General features: G+C 63.2%; 13 protein-coding genes. 5 read left to right on the plus strand and 8 right to left on the minus strand.

What is annotated here, in order from left to right; translation table 11 throughout:
- Positions 1–6: 6 nt before the first annotated feature.
- The 7 genes from HUK73_RS25695 to hmgA all read right to left on the minus strand — a co-directional run bounded on the left by HUK73_RS25695 (position 7) and on the right by hmgA (position 8,218).
- Positions 7–243, minus strand: coding sequence for a formate dehydrogenase subunit delta (locus HUK73_RS25695; RefSeq protein ID WP_176594551.1), 237 nt, complete (start codon positions 241–243; stop codon positions 7–9).
- Between the two features lie 10 nt (positions 244–253).
- A complete protein-coding gene (gene fdhF / locus HUK73_RS25700; protein WP_176594552.1) occupies positions 254–3,100 on the minus strand; it encodes a formate dehydrogenase subunit alpha in 2,847 nt (948 codons plus the stop codon).
- Entirely contained in the window at positions 3,097–4,671 is a 1,575-nt protein-coding gene (locus tag HUK73_RS25705) for an NADH-quinone oxidoreductase subunit NuoF (RefSeq protein ID WP_176594553.1), read from the minus strand. Before HUK73_RS25705 ends, fdhF begins: the two co-directional genes overlap by 4 nt.
- Positions 4,668–5,147 carry a formate dehydrogenase subunit gamma gene (locus HUK73_RS25710; protein ID WP_176594554.1) on the minus strand — a complete coding sequence of 160 codons (480 nt, stop codon included), beginning with the start codon at positions 5,145–5,147 and terminating at the stop codon, positions 4,668–4,670. Before HUK73_RS25710 ends, HUK73_RS25705 begins: the two co-directional genes overlap by 4 nt.
- Before the next feature lie 118 nt (positions 5,148–5,265).
- Positions 5,266–5,634: a Rieske (2Fe-2S) protein gene (locus tag HUK73_RS25715; RefSeq protein ID WP_176594555.1), complete on the minus strand. Its 369-nt coding sequence runs from the start codon at positions 5,632–5,634 to the stop codon at positions 5,266–5,268.
- Positions 5,631–6,932, minus strand: coding sequence for a fumarylacetoacetase (gene fahA, locus HUK73_RS25720; RefSeq protein ID WP_176594556.1), 1,302 nt, complete (start codon positions 6,930–6,932; stop codon positions 5,631–5,633). Before fahA ends, HUK73_RS25715 begins: the two co-directional genes overlap by 4 nt.
- On the minus strand, positions 6,929–8,218 hold the full coding sequence (hmgA, locus tag HUK73_RS25725) for a homogentisate 1,2-dioxygenase (protein ID WP_176594838.1): 1,290 nt from the start codon (positions 8,216–8,218) through the stop codon (positions 6,929–6,931). The genes fahA and hmgA overlap by 4 nt, the downstream gene beginning before the upstream one ends.
- Positions 8,219–8,324: 106 nt before the next feature.
- Here hmgA and HUK73_RS25730 point away from each other — a divergent pair, with 106 nt between their 5' ends.
- Positions 8,325–8,780 (plus strand): MarR family winged helix-turn-helix transcriptional regulator, encoded by a 456-nt coding sequence (locus tag HUK73_RS25730; protein ID WP_176594839.1) that lies wholly within the window; start codon positions 8,325–8,327, stop codon positions 8,778–8,780.
- A gap of 5 nt (positions 8,781–8,785) precedes the next feature.
- Here the strand turns inward: HUK73_RS25730 and HUK73_RS25735 are convergent, their stop codons facing one another.
- The gene (locus tag HUK73_RS25735) at positions 8,786–9,679 is read right to left on the minus strand and encodes a LysR family transcriptional regulator (RefSeq protein ID WP_176594557.1); all 894 of its coding nucleotides are present in this window, start codon (positions 9,677–9,679) and stop codon (positions 8,786–8,788) included.
- A 98-nt stretch (positions 9,680–9,777) separates the two neighbouring features.
- Between HUK73_RS25735 and HUK73_RS25740 the strand changes: the two genes are divergently transcribed.
- The 4 genes from HUK73_RS25740 to HUK73_RS25755 all read left to right on the plus strand — a co-directional run bounded on the left by HUK73_RS25740 (position 9,778) and on the right by HUK73_RS25755 (position 13,220).
- On the plus strand, positions 9,778–10,386 hold the full coding sequence (locus HUK73_RS25740; protein WP_176594558.1) for a TetR/AcrR family transcriptional regulator: 609 nt from the start codon (positions 9,778–9,780) through the stop codon (positions 10,384–10,386).
- Positions 10,387–10,719: 333 nt separating this feature from the next.
- Positions 10,720–11,082 (plus strand): hypothetical protein, encoded by a 363-nt coding sequence (locus HUK73_RS25745; RefSeq protein ID WP_176594559.1) that lies wholly within the window; start codon positions 10,720–10,722, stop codon positions 11,080–11,082.
- A gap of 118 nt (positions 11,083–11,200) precedes the next feature.
- Complete coding sequence (locus HUK73_RS25750) at positions 11,201–12,748, plus strand: acetolactate synthase large subunit (protein ID WP_176594560.1); 1,548 nt, start codon at positions 11,201–11,203, stop codon at positions 12,746–12,748.
- Positions 12,749–12,830: 82 nt separating this feature from the next.
- The gene (locus tag HUK73_RS25755; protein WP_176594561.1) at positions 12,831–13,220 is read left to right on the plus strand and encodes a nuclear transport factor 2 family protein; all 390 of its coding nucleotides are present in this window, start codon (positions 12,831–12,833) and stop codon (positions 13,218–13,220) included.
- The last annotated feature ends 16 nt before the right edge of the window (positions 13,221–13,236 follow it).

Genomic DNA, 13,236 nt, shown 5'->3' on the forward strand with positions numbered 1-13,236 from the left:
CCTTGCTCAAAGGGCCATGACCCGCTCGACAGCCGCAGCGGCGACAGGCGACAGCGCCTCGGGCCGGGCCGCCGCCAACGCGCCGATGCGCTGCTTCATCGCCGGGTCCCAAAAGTCGCGAATATGGTCAGCCACCATCGCAACGGCCTCCTTTTCGCCCAAAGCGGCCATGTTGCGCGCAATCTGGTTCGCCATGTAGATCAGGCGGTCCTCGGTCGACATGACGTGATTTTCATCGCTCATGCGCCCGATCCTATTCGGCCGCTTCCAGCGGCGCAATCCGCCTGCTGTGCCGCGCCTGGCTTGCATAGTCGCGCTGCCAGTCGCTCGGCCCATTGGATGGCATGACCTGTACTGCCGTAACCTTATATTCAGGGCAGTTGGTGGCCCAGTCCGAATAGTCGGTGGTAATGACATTGGCCTGCGTATCGGGATGGTGGAAGGTCGTATAGACCACGCCCGGCGCCACCCGCTCGGTAATCAGCGCGCGCAGGCTGGTTTCGCCGGCCCGACTTTTCAGCGATACCCAGTCGCCGTCCTTGATCCCCCGGTTCTCCGCATCGGAAGGGTGCATTTCCAGCCGGTCCTCAGGATGCCATGCCTCATTCGCCGTGCGACGGGTCTGCGCGCCGACATTATACTGGCTGAGGATACGTCCCGTGGTCAGCAGTAGCGGGAAGCGCGGCCCGGTCTTCTCATCGGTCGGCACATAGTCGGTGACGACGAACTTGCCCCTGCCTCGCACGAAACCGTCGATGTGCATGGTCGGCGTGCCATCGGGCGCCGCATCATTGGCGGGCCACTGGAGCGATCCTTCCGCATCCAGCCGATCATAATGCACGCCCGCGAAGGTCGGTGTCAGCGCGGCGATCTCATCCATGATCTCGGACGGATGGCTGTAGGACCAGTTCAGCCCCATGGCCTGCGCCACAAGCTGCACAATCTCCCAGTCACCATAGCCGTTCAGCGGCGCCATCACCTTGCGCACGCGCTGGATGCGCCGCTCGGCATTGGTGAAGGTCCCGTCCTTCTCCAGGAAGGTCGATCCCGGCAGGAAGACATGGGCATAATTGGCGGTTTCGTTCAGAAACAGGTCCTGCACGACGACGCATTCCATCGCCGCCAGCCCGGCCGCGACATGATGGGTATTGGGGTCGGACTGGAGAATGTCCTCGCCCTGAATGAAGATGCCCTTGAAGGTCCCGTCCGTCGCGGCATCCAGCATATTGGGAATGCGCAGACCCGGTTCGGCATCCAGAGCCACGCCCCAGGCCTGTTCGAACTGCTCACGCACGGCATCGTCCGACACATGGCGGTAGCCGGAAAATTCATGTGGGAAGCTGCCCATGTCACAGGCGCCCTGAACATTATTCTGGCCCCTGAGCGGGTTCACGCCTACGCCCTCACGCCCGATATTGCCGGTCGCCATGGCCAGATTGGCAATCGCCATGACGGTCGAGCTGCCCTGACTATGTTCGGTGACGCCCAGGCCGTAATAAATGGCCCCATTACCGCCCGTCGCATAGAGCCGCGCCGCCGCGCGCACATCCTCCGCCTTCACCCCGGTCAGCGGCTCGACCGCCTCGGGCGAGCGGCTGGGTTCCGCCACAAAGGCTGCCCAGTCCATGAACTCATCCCAGTCGCACCGCTCCCGGATGAAGGCTTCGTCGAAGAGATTTTCCGTGACGATCACATGCGCCAGCGCCGTCAACATGGCGACATTGGTGCCGGGCCGCAGCGGCAGATGATGCGCTGCCTCGACATGGGGCGACTTCACCAGATCGGTCCGGCGCGGATCGATCACGATGAGCTTGGCGCCCTGCCGCAGCCGCTTCTTCATCCGGCTGGCGAAAACCGGATGCCCATCAGTCGGATTGGCGCCGATGACGAGAATGACGTCCGATTGCATCACGCTGTCGAAATCCTGCGTGCCAGCCGAAGTGCCGAAGGTCGTCTTCAACCCATAGCCGGTCGGCGAATGGCAGACGCGCGCGCAGGTATCGACATTATTATTGCCGAAACCCTGCCGGATCAGCTTCTGGACGAGGAAGGTTTCCTCATTGGTGCATCGGCTGGACGTAATCCCGCCGATGCTCCGCGTGCCATATTGGGACTGGATGCGCTTGAACTCGCTCGCTGTATGGGCAATCGCCTCCTCCCACGACACCTCCCGCCACGGCTCCTCCACCGAAGCGCGGATCATGGGTTTGAGGATGCGGTCGCGATGCTGGGCATAGCCCCAGGCGAAGCGGCCCTTGACGCAGCTATGCCCGCGATTGGCCTTGCCCTCCTTCCAGGGCACCATGCGCACCAGTTCCGCACCGCGCATCTCAGCCCGGAAAGTGCAGCCGACGCCGCAATAGGCGCAGGTGGTGACGACCGCCCGGTCCGGCGTGCCGATTTCCACGACCTTCTTCTCGGTCAGCGTCGCCGTCGGGCAGGCCTGCACACAGGCGCCACAAGACACGCATTCGGACGAGAGGAAATCCTGCCCCTGAGACGGCGAAACCTTGGAATCAAAGCCGCGTCCCTCAATGGTCAGCGCGAACGTCCCCTGCACCTCGTCGCAAGCCCGAACGCACCGCGAACAGACGATGCACTTGCTGGGATCAAAGTCGAAATAGGGGTTCGACTGGTCCTTCGCCTGCCCCATATTGGTCGCGCCGTCATAGCCATAACGCACGTCCCGCAAGCCCACCGCGCCTGCCTGCTCCTGCAACTCGCAATCGCCATTGGCCGGGCAAGTGAGGCAATCGAGCGGATGGTCGGAAATATACAGTTCCATCACCCCGCGCCGCAGCTGCTTCAGTCGCTCGCTCTGCGTGCGCACCACCATGCCCTCTACAATCGGCGTGGTGCAGCTGGCGGGATAGCCGTTGCGGCCCTCCACCTCGACCAGACACAGGCGGCAGGAACCGAAACTCTCGACATTATCGGTCGCACACAGTTTGGGGATGGAGCAGCCGGTCAGTGAAGCCGCCCGCATGATCGACGTCCCTTCTGGCATCGTCACCGTCTCGCCATCGATGGTGAGCGTCACGCTCTTGCCGGTCGCAAGGGCGGGCGGCGTCCCATGATCGGTTTCGCGCGTAAAAGTCATGCCGCAGCTTCCTTCACTGGAGCCGGAGCCCCAAAATCCTCGGGAAAATGATCGAGCGCACTTAATACCGGATAGGGCGTAAAACCGCCCAGGGCACAGAGCGATCCATATTTCATCGTGTCACACAGATCGCGCAGCAGTGCCGTCTGAGGCTCCAGTCCGCTATCGTTCCGGTCGGGCGCGCACGAGTACAGCGCCTTCGCCAATCCGCCGCCGACGCGCTCGGTCGCCACGGGCTGAGCATCCCGCGCCGCAATGATCCGGTCCATCACCTCCACCCCTCGCGTCGATCCGATCCGGCAGGGCGTGCATTTGCCGCAGCTTTCGACCGAGCAGAACTCCATCGCAAAGCGCGCCATGTGCGCCATGTCGACGCTATCATCGAAAACGGTGATCCCGGCATGGCCGATCAGCCCGCCCGCCTGCGCAAAAGCCTCATAGTCGAAGGGCAGATTGAACATGGAGGGCGGGAAATAGGCCCCCAAAGGCCCTCCCACCTGCACCGCACGCACCGGCCGCCCGCTGGCGGTGCCGCCGCCGATACCGTTCACCAGTTCGCCGAGCGTGATCCCGAAGCCGATCTCATACAACCCGCCATGCTTCACATTACCCGCAAGCTGCACCGGCATGGTACCACGCGACCGCCCGAAACCGACCGCCGCATAAGCCTCTGCCCCCTCAGACAATATAAAAGGAACCGCCGCCAGGCTCAGCACATTGTTGATGACCGTCGGTTGCCCGAACAGCCCGGCCAGAGCCGGCAGAGGCGGTTTGGCCCGCACCTGCCCCCGCTTGCCCTCGATGCTGTCGAGCAGCGCCGTCTCCTCACCGCAGACATAGGCGCCAGCGCCCACCCGCACCTCCAGCGCAAAGGGCGCGATCCGCTCGGCAGACATCGTGATCGCTTCGCGCATCGTGGCGATCGCGAAGGGATATTCGCTGCGAATATAGACATAGCCGTGATCGGCCCCCACGGCATGCCCGGCAATCGCCATCCCTTCGATCAGGCAGAAGGGATCGCCCTCCATCAGCATCCGGTCGGCAAAAGTCCCGCTGTCCCCTTCATCGGCATTGCAGACGATGAATTTCGCGTCCGAAACCGCATCCAGCACGGTCTGCCATTTGATCCCGGTTGGGAAACCTGCCCCGCCACGTCCGCGTAATCCCGAAGCCTTGACCGCATCGACCACCGCCTGAGGTGGGATCGCCCGCGCCGCGTCCAGCCCGCGCCAGCCGCCATGCGCGGCATAATCCTCCGGACAGAGCGGATCGATCACCCCGCAGCGCGCAAAGGTGAACCGCTGCTGTCCCGCGAAGAAAGGCAGTGCCGACACATCGCCCAACCGCGCCGCATGGCTTCCATCCAGCACCGCCGCAACATCGCCCGGCTCTACCGGTCCGAACCCGACCCTCGCGCCATTCTGCTCGACCTCCACCAGCGGTTCGATGGAAAACAGGCCCCGGCTCCCGGTCCGGATCACCTCACACCCCGCTGCTTCGAAGGCCTGCGCCACCTCATCTGCGCCCAGAGCGACCGAAGCCATGTCCCGGCTCACAAAGACCCGCGTCATGCCGAAACCTCCTGCACGATCCGTTCCAGCGCGGCTGCATCGATCCGCGCGATCGGCCGCCCGTCGACCAGAGCGTTCGGCCCGATCGCGCACAACCCCAGACAATAAACCGGCTCCAGCGTCACCTGTCCGTCGCGCCGGGTCTCACCCATGGCGACGCCCAATCGTGCGGTGGCCTCTGCCTCCATCGCAGCTCCCCCCCGGGCCTGACAGCTTTCCGCCCGGCACAGCTTCACGACATGCCGCCCCGCAGGCGCCCGCCGGAAATCATGGTAGAACGTCACGACCCCATGCACATCGGCGCGGCTCAGGTTCAGCGCCCGGGCAATCGCAGGCACCGCCGGGTCATCGACATAGCCTATCTCTTCCTGCAACCAGTGCAGCAGCGGCAACAGCCTGTCGCGCGTCCGTCCATGCACGCGCGTCCAATCCTCGATCAACCGTGTCGCTTCGTCGACGGCCTTATCCTGTTTCATCCGCTTTCGTTCTTCCGACGCTTTTTCCCGTGCGCCATGCTGCGCGCCGGAAGGCCCTGCGTCAAATCGAAGCCAATCATGTTTGATAGAAACAGTCTATCAAACATGATTGTACGGATCAGCTCTCGACCGTGACGATCATCCCTTCCCGCACCGCCACCGGCCAGGGCGTCAACCCCGCCCCGGCGCAAGGTCCACCAACGCAGGCGCCATCGCCGATGGCGAACAGCGCGCCATGCCAACTGCAGGTGATCAGATCGCCTCCGGGCGTCAGATAGTCGTCCAGCCGCTGGGCCAGGGGCAACCCCATATGCGGGCAACGATCCACATAGCCTCGCACCTTTTCCCCGTGACGCACAACGAAGCCATGGAAGCGCCCCGCCCGCATCTGGATCACGAAGTTGCGCGCCTTGCCATCCGCAATGCTGTTAAGCGGCGCGAGACGCACCCCCGCCGGCGTGGCGCTCAGCCGCGCCTCGTCGCTCATCGCGCCGGCTCGATCACTGCACGGCACTCGCCAAAGCCGATGGAGACATAGCCATCCGCTCGCGCCACCGCCTTCAGCGCCAACTCGTCACCATCCTCCAGGAAGGCACGTTCCTCTCCAGTCGGCAGGCCGACCTTCGCCTTGCCGCCCTCGGTCAGTTCCATCAGGCTGCCATAGCCGTCCCGCGTCGGCGCCGACAAAGTCCCCGTCCCCAGCAGATCGCCGGGATTGAGGTTGCAGCCATTGGAGGCATGGTGCGTCACGATCTGCTGCGCGGTCCAGTACATGCTGGAAGCTGGTCCCTGCGACAGGCGCAGCGGTGTCATCCCCTGCTCCCGCATTGCCGCACTGGACAGCGTGACCTCCAGATCGATGGACAGCGCGCCCCGTGCCTGATCCTGCTCGTCCCACAGATAGGGCAAAGGCTGCGGATCGCCTTCCGGCCGTGCGGGCTGGGCGATGCGGAAGGGGGCCATAGCTTCCGCGGTCACCACCCAGGGCGAAATGGTCGAGTGGAAATTCTTGGCGAGAAACGGTCCCAACGGCACATATTCCCAGGCCTGAAAGTCACGCGCCGACCAGTCGTTCAGCAGACAGAAGCCCGCAATATGATCGGCGGCCTCGGCAATCGGCACTGCCTCGCCCAAGGCGTTGCCCGCGCCGATCCAGATGCCCAACTCCAGTTCATAATCCAGCCGCTGGCTCGGCCCGACCGTGGGCATGTCCGCGTCGGGCGCCTTGCGCTGTCCCTTCGGTCGCACCACTGACACGCCCGAAGGCCGGATGGACGACGCCCGCCCATGATAGCCGATCGGCACATATTTATAATTGGGCAGCAGCGGATTATCGGGCCGGAACAGCTTGCCGATATTGGTGGCGTGATGAATGCCGACATAGAAGTCGGTATAATCGCCGATCGCGGCAGGCAGGTGCAGGGCGCAATCCGCTGCTCGATGGAGCAGCGGTTCCACCATCGTCCGCTGCGCCTTATCACTCAGCAAACCGCTCAAACGCCGCCGCAGCGCGACCCGATCCTGCGCCGGCAGAGCCATCAGCGCATTGAGTATGCGCCCGCCCAGAACCGCTGACGCCGCTTCCGGCAGGAGCCCGGCTTCCGCCGCACCCTTCAGGTCCAATATCCAGTCGCCGATCGCCACCCCGACGCGCGCCTCCCCCTCTGCGGGTGAGAAAATCCCGTAAGGCAGGTTCTGCACCGGAAAGTCGGGATGCCCATCGGCTCCCTCGACCCAGCTCGACCGCACCGGATCATGGGTTTCGTCAATCTGCGGAAAAGTCACGCCTCATTCCCCTTCGGCAATTGCGCTTTTTGAAAACCGGACCAGCAATCGTCATAATCAAGCTGGCAAAGCGGCGTTTCCACCGCGAAGCGCGTCGGATGGAAGGTAAAGCGGCTCTCGAACATGAAAGCCATGGTATCCGCGATTCGATGCGGCTTCAGCTCTGCCTCTACAGCGCCTTCATAACTGGCCTTGTCCGGCCCATGCCCTGCCATGCAATTGTGCAGGGAGGCGCCGCCCGGCGCGAAGCCGCCCGCCTTGGCATCATAGACACCATGGATCAGGCCCATAAACTCGCTCATCACATTGCGGTGAAACCATGGCGGCCGGAATGTATCCTCCGCCACCATCCAGCGCGGCGGGAAAATCACAAAATCGCAATTGGCCGTCCCCGCCCGTTCGCTGGGGGAGGTCAACACCGTGAAGATCGACGGATCAGGATGATCGTAGCTGACCGTGTTCATCGTGTTGAACCGTCGCAGATCATAGCGGCAGGGCGCCAGATTGCCATGCCATGCGACCACGTCGAAGGGCGAATGGTCCTGTGCTGTCACCCATAGCTGCCCGCTGAACTTCTGGACGATCTCATGCGGCGCGTCATCATCCTCGAACCACGCGGCCGGCGTTTCGAAATCGCGCGGATTGGCGAGGCCGTTGGAGCCAATCGGCCCCAGATCGGGTAATCGAAACAAGGCTCCGTAATTTTCACAGATATAGCCCCGTGCCGTCCCGTCGGGCAGTTCCACCTTGAACCGCACACCGCGCGGAATCAGCGCGATCTGCTCCGGCTCAACCTCCAGCAGGCCCATTTCCGTGACGATCCGCAAGGCACCCTGCTGCGGCACGATCAGCAACTCGCCATCGGCATTGGTGAAGGCCCGCCGTTCCATGGACCTGTTCGCGGCATAGAGATGGACGGCCAGTCCTTCCCCTGCTGCCGGATCGCCCGCCCCACAATAGCTGACCAGTCCGTCGACGAAATCCGTCGGCTGTTCCGGCATCGGCATCGGGTCCCAGCGCAGCCGGTTTGGCGTCGGCGGTACTTCGTTGAACGGCCCGCTCCTCAGCAGGGTCGCGGACGAATAAGGCCGATAGGCAGGATGGTTGGCCGCTGGACGCAACCGATAGAGCCAACTCCGCCGATTTTCTACGCGCGGCGCGGTAAAGGCCGTGCCGGAAAGCTGCTCGGCATAGAGCCCGAAGGGCACATGCTGCGGCGAATTGCGACCGGCCGGCAGCGCGCCCGCCACCGCCTCCGTCGCGAAATGATTGCCGAACCCCGCCATCATCGCACGATCTTTTCGATTTTCCATATTCCCGGCGGCTCCAGATGGTATCAATTGTTACCTCTATAGCAGTTTGCGAATGAGGTATCAAATGTTACTATCTAGCATGGCCGCAAAAACCCTTCGCCTCGATCATTTTCTGCCCTATCGGCTGTCCTTCACCACGGGGCTGCTCAGCGACAGCATCGCGCAAAGCTATGAGGCGCTGTTTGGCATCAACATTCCCGAATGGCGGGTCATCGCGTGGGTCGCGGAACAAGGCAGCATCACCCAGCACCATATCTGCGCCCAGACCCGCATGGACAAGGTGACGGTCAGCCGCGCCGCCATCGCGCTGACGGAACGGGGCCTGCTCCAGCGCCTGCCCAATCCGGAGGATCGCCGCTCCCACCTCCTGGCGCTCACGGCGAAGGGGCAGCTACTCCATGCCGCCATCGCGCCCAAGGCGCTGGAACTGGAAAGCCGCGTTTTTTCGCATTTCAGCGAGGCGGAGGTCGATGCCTTCCTGTCCATGTTGCGCCGGATCGACGCGATTGTGCTGGGGGAAGAGCGTGACGGCTAAGGGTCTCAGCCACTCATTCGCCCGGCAATATCGCGCGCGACGGCCGCCACCGCCTGAGCCAATGGCCCCAGCGGCGCCCGATCCGACACGATCACGCCGATCCGGCTGCCCTCATCCGTATCGGGCAGAGCAAAGGTCCGCACCCAATCCAACCCGTCCAGCAGCATCGCATGACGGTCCGGCACGATCGAACAGAGGCGCCCTTGCCGAACCAGTGCAAACAGCGCGACATAGCTGTCCGCCGTTACCACCGGCCGCAAAGCCAGTTCGCGCCCGCCCAGCCGCGCGTCCAATATTCGCCGGTTCTGCATCCCCTGATGCAAAAGACAAAGGGGCAGCCGCGCCACATCCTCCCAATCCAGCGCCCGCTCTTCATCCAGCACGCCGCGTGCTGCTACCAGCATGTAGCGCTCAACATAGAGCGGTACGGCCAACACATGGGAAGGCGGCTCGAAATCCAGATAGGTGAGCCCCGCGTCCAGTTCGAAGGCCGCCAGTTCCCGCTCGATCTGGCGTGAGGTCAACGCCCTGACCGAGATGTTCAGCCCCGGATGCCGCTCCAGCAGCGCCTCAACCAGAAAGCCGATGGCGGGCATCGCCGCCGGGATCGCACCCAGCCGCAATTCGCCCTGCAACGGTCCCTTGGCGACCGCCGCTGCCTGCATCAGATTGTCCGCCGCTGCGACCAGTTGCCGCGCCCAGGGCAGGATCGCGCGCCCCTCCTCCGTCAGCCCGCCATAACGCCGGTTGCGCTGAATCAGCCGCTTGCCCAGTTGCGCCTCCAGCGCGGAAATGCCCGCCGACAGGGTCGGCTGCGACACATGGCACGCCGCTGCCGCTCGCGCGAAATGTCCTTCGCGCTCCAGCGCGAGGAAATATTGAAGAAGGCGGGTCTGCACAGGCTTTGTTCTTTCTTCCGGCGCTGATAAGGCAAAGCAGCGCGCCATGGAACCCGGCTCTGGACGTCCGGGCATAGGCCTACTATATACCGTTCGGTATGAAATCACAGACGCAGACAATAAGGGGCCGCCCGCGGGAGTTCGATCCTGAAGAAGCGCTGAGCGCTGCGCTGACCGTTTTCTGGCGCCGTGGCTACGAAGGCGCCTCCATGGCCGAACTGACGGAGGCCATGGGGATCACCAAGCCCAGCCTCTATGCCTGTTTCGGCAACAAGGAATCCTTGTTTCGCAAGGCGCTCGACCTCTATGAGCGCGACAAGCTCTGCTACATGAAATCCGCGCTGGACGCACCCACTGCCAAGGGGGTTGCCGAACGGCTGCTGCGCGGATCGCTCGCGATCCAGACCGGCACGACCGACCCTCATGGCTGCCTGGGCGTCATCAGCACGGTTGCCTGCACCGCCCAGGCAGAATCGATCCGCGACGATGTCATCGCCCGCCGCGCCTCTTCCGACGCAGCGCTGGCCCAACGGTTCGAACGTGCCCGCGCCGAGGGTGACTTTCCCGAGGCCATCGATCCGCAGGCGCTCGTCACCTATCTCTCCACCATCATGCAGGGCATGGCCGTACAGGCTGGCGCGGGCACGGCGCGCGACAAGCTGGAGCAACTGATAGAGACGACCTTGGCCGTCTGGCCCGGAAAATGACGGAAAAGCTCGTTTTTTCGGATTAAATACAGAAAAGTACCAATCGGTACAAAAATATCGTTGACCCATTCATTGCCTCATATTATATACCAATCAGTATTGAATAGACCCTGCTCCATGAAGGGGTTCAAGATGCCGACATTTCTCAATTCCTGTCGTCGCTGACGATATGAAGCGGCTTCCCCAACGGGGCGCTGCGACCCGACTATTCATGCTTCCGCTCATCAGGCTGCGCGGTGCAGAGTTTTTTCACGTTCGGCCGGGATGGCTTGCAGCGGACGGTGACCCGCCGGCCCGCCTCCACGGCCCTGCGTCCGTAACAGGGAATTTACCATGGCATTTTTGCAACTTGCCACGCGTGCCGAAGATGGTGGAACGATCGGCGCTGCAAAGGCGGCCACTTCCGGTTTCGCGCCCAGCGAATGGCAGATCATCCGGCTTGCGCGCAAGGACGGGCTGTCGTCCCTGCGTCCACCCAGCCGCTGGGATCGGCTGAAGACCAGGATTTTCGGCGAAGGCATCAATCCGCGTCTCACCGACAAACGGATGGAAAGTCTGCGCCACCTTTCGGTCGATGCCTGGCATCGCGGCTACACCGTCCGCCCATCCTCGCTGAGAGCCTTTCTCAAGGCGGGGTTCAACGAAGGCCAGCTTGAAACGCTGCTGGCCACCATCAGTGCGCAAAGACGTAAATAGTTTCTCGAAGGCAGGTCGACCAATTTCGCCCGCAGAAAGCAGAAAGAAGGTCGAACGACTCATTGCCGAAGGTTACAACTTCCCCATGTTCACGTCGCGAACTGGCGGGGTAGTAACCATGAACGGAGCTGAGACACTCGTTTCCACGCTTGTCGATCAGGGCGTCGATATTTGCTTCGCCAATCCGGGCACGTCGGAAATGCATTTTCTGGCGGCACTCGAAAATCCACGCATGCGGCCGGTGCTGTGCCTGTTCGAAGGCGTGGCGACGGGCGCAGCGGACGGCTGGTACCGGATGAAGGACAGCCCCGCTTCCACCCTGCTTCATCTGGGACCGGGGCTGGCCAATGGACTGGCGAACATTCACAACGCCCGGCGCGCTTCGTCCGGCATGGTCAACATCGTCGGCGAGCATTCGGGAGCGCACCTGCAATATGATCCGCCGCTCAAGTCCGACATTGAAGGACTGGCCCGACCGCTCAGCCATTGGGTTCGGCGCGCGGATTCGGCCCGCTCCATCGCCTGGGATGCGGCGGCGGCGATTGCCAAGGGGTTCGAACATCCCGGCAGGATCGCCACGTTGATCCTGCCGGGCGACAACTCCTGGCAGGACGCCGGGGAGCCGGTGCCGCTGCCACCGTTGCAAAAGGCCGCGCGCAAAGTGCCTTCGCAGACCAGGATTGACCATGTGGCGCAGGTTCTTCGCTCCGGCGAACCGACGCTCATCATCCTGGCGAACAAGGCGACGCGCGGGCGAGCGCTTGAACTGGCGGGCACTGTCGCAGCGGCAACGGGGGCACGGCTCGGCTCCCAATTTTTCACGGCGCGGATAGCGCGCGGTGCAGGCCGGGTAGCGCTTGAGCGCATCCCCTATGCCGTGGCGCTGGCGACGAAATTTCTGGAGGGCTTCCGGCATCTCATCACGGTGGAGACCAGCGAACCGGTGGCCTTCTTCAGCTATCCCGACAAGCCCAGCCTGATGAAGCAGGAAGGCACACTGGTCCATCCGCTGGTCGAGGCGGACGAGGACAGTGCGCTGGCGCTGGAGATGCTGATCGACGCGCTGGGGGCGAAAGGGATCGCGCCGATCATCCAGCCGCGGGTGGAAACGCCGGTCCCGACTGGCGCGCTCAACCCTGCGAGCATTGCCCATGCGCTGGCGGCGGCGATGCCCGAACATTGCATATTGGTCGATGAATCGCTGACGACAGGGCGTGAATCCATGGCACTGACCCTTGGCGCCCTGCCTCATGACCTGATCAACAATATGGGCGGGTCGATCGGTTATTCGACGCCGGTGGCGACGGGTGCCGCACTCGCCTGCCCGGATCGGCGTGTCTTCTGCATGGTCGGCGACGGCAGTGCCATGTACACGATCCAGTCGCTCTGGACCCAGGCCCGCGAAGGTCTGGACATCACGACGATCATCTTCGCCAACAACAGCTATGCGATACTGAAGGCCGAATATGCCAATATGGGCGCGGGCACGCCCGGCGAGCGGGCGCTGTCGATGATTGACATCGACCGTCCCCGGATCGACTGGCAGGCGATGGCGAAGAGCATGGGCGTACCGGCCGTTGCAGTCGAAACGGCGGAGGATTTCACGCGGGCCATGATCGCTTCGGTCAAGGAACCGGGACCGCAATTGATCGAGGTCAGACTTTGATTGATCGTTCCGCTATCGCCGGTGGCTATCGTGGTTCGGCCAGGCTAGGGCCGATGCACCGATCCCACCCGAAAGCTTCTGCATGACCTCTTCCGTCGACCTCTCCATCCGCCTACGCCGCGCTGATTTCAACCGCGCGCTGGCGGAGGCGGACCTGAACGCCATCGGGCCGATCCTTGCTCCCGATGCCGTCCTTGTCACCGGAACGGACAGTGCCGTAATCGCCGGACGAAAGGCGCAGTTGCTGGCCTGGAAGCGCGAATTCAACGCGCCGGAACGGACCATCTATACCCGTACACCAGAGACGGTCGTGGCGTCGCCGGTTGAACCGATCGCCTTGGAGCATGGCCGCTGGGAGGGTGTCGCCGCCGGTTCCGGGCAGTTCCTCGCCTCCGGCAGCTACACCGCCAAATGGCGGCAGACGGGTGCGTATTGGGTGATCGAGGCGGAAATCTACCTGACCCTTGCCTAGGGCCACTATCGAAGCT

It is taken from the genome of Sphingobium sp. EM0848, assembly GCF_013375555.1.
In the GTDB taxonomy this organism is placed as follows: domain Bacteria; phylum Pseudomonadota; class Alphaproteobacteria; order Sphingomonadales; family Sphingomonadaceae; genus Sphingobium.

Excerpts from the sequence above, each read along its gene's own strand:
- HUK73_RS25695 (WP_176594551.1), bottom strand. The coding sequence starts at position 243 with ATGAGCGATGAAAATCACGTCATGTCGACCGAGGACCGCCTGATCTAC.
- fdhF (WP_176594552.1), bottom strand. The coding sequence starts at position 3,100 with ATGACTTTTACGCGCGAAACCGATCATGGGACGCCGCCCGCCCTTGCG.
- HUK73_RS25705 (WP_176594553.1), bottom strand. The coding sequence starts at position 4,671 with ATGACGCGGGTCTTTGTGAGCCGGGACATGGCTTCGGTCGCTCTGGGC.
- HUK73_RS25710 (WP_176594554.1), bottom strand. The coding sequence starts at position 5,147 with ATGAAACAGGATAAGGCCGTCGACGAAGCGACACGGTTGATCGAGGAT.
- HUK73_RS25715 (WP_176594555.1), bottom strand. The coding sequence starts at position 5,634 with ATGAGCGACGAGGCGCGGCTGAGCGCCACGCCGGCGGGGGTGCGTCTC.
- hmgA (WP_176594838.1), bottom strand. The coding sequence starts at position 8,218 with ATGGCGGGGTTCGGCAATCATTTCGCGACGGAGGCGGTGGCGGGCGCG.
- HUK73_RS25730 (WP_176594839.1), top strand. The coding sequence starts at position 8,325 with ATGGCCGCAAAAACCCTTCGCCTCGATCATTTTCTGCCCTATCGGCTG.
- HUK73_RS25740 (WP_176594558.1), top strand. The coding sequence starts at position 9,778 with ATGAAATCACAGACGCAGACAATAAGGGGCCGCCCGCGGGAGTTCGAT.
- HUK73_RS25745 (WP_176594559.1), top strand. The coding sequence starts at position 10,720 with ATGGCATTTTTGCAACTTGCCACGCGTGCCGAAGATGGTGGAACGATC.
- HUK73_RS25750 (WP_176594560.1), top strand. The coding sequence starts at position 11,201 with ATGAACGGAGCTGAGACACTCGTTTCCACGCTTGTCGATCAGGGCGTC.
- HUK73_RS25755 (WP_176594561.1), top strand. The coding sequence starts at position 12,831 with ATGACCTCTTCCGTCGACCTCTCCATCCGCCTACGCCGCGCTGATTTC.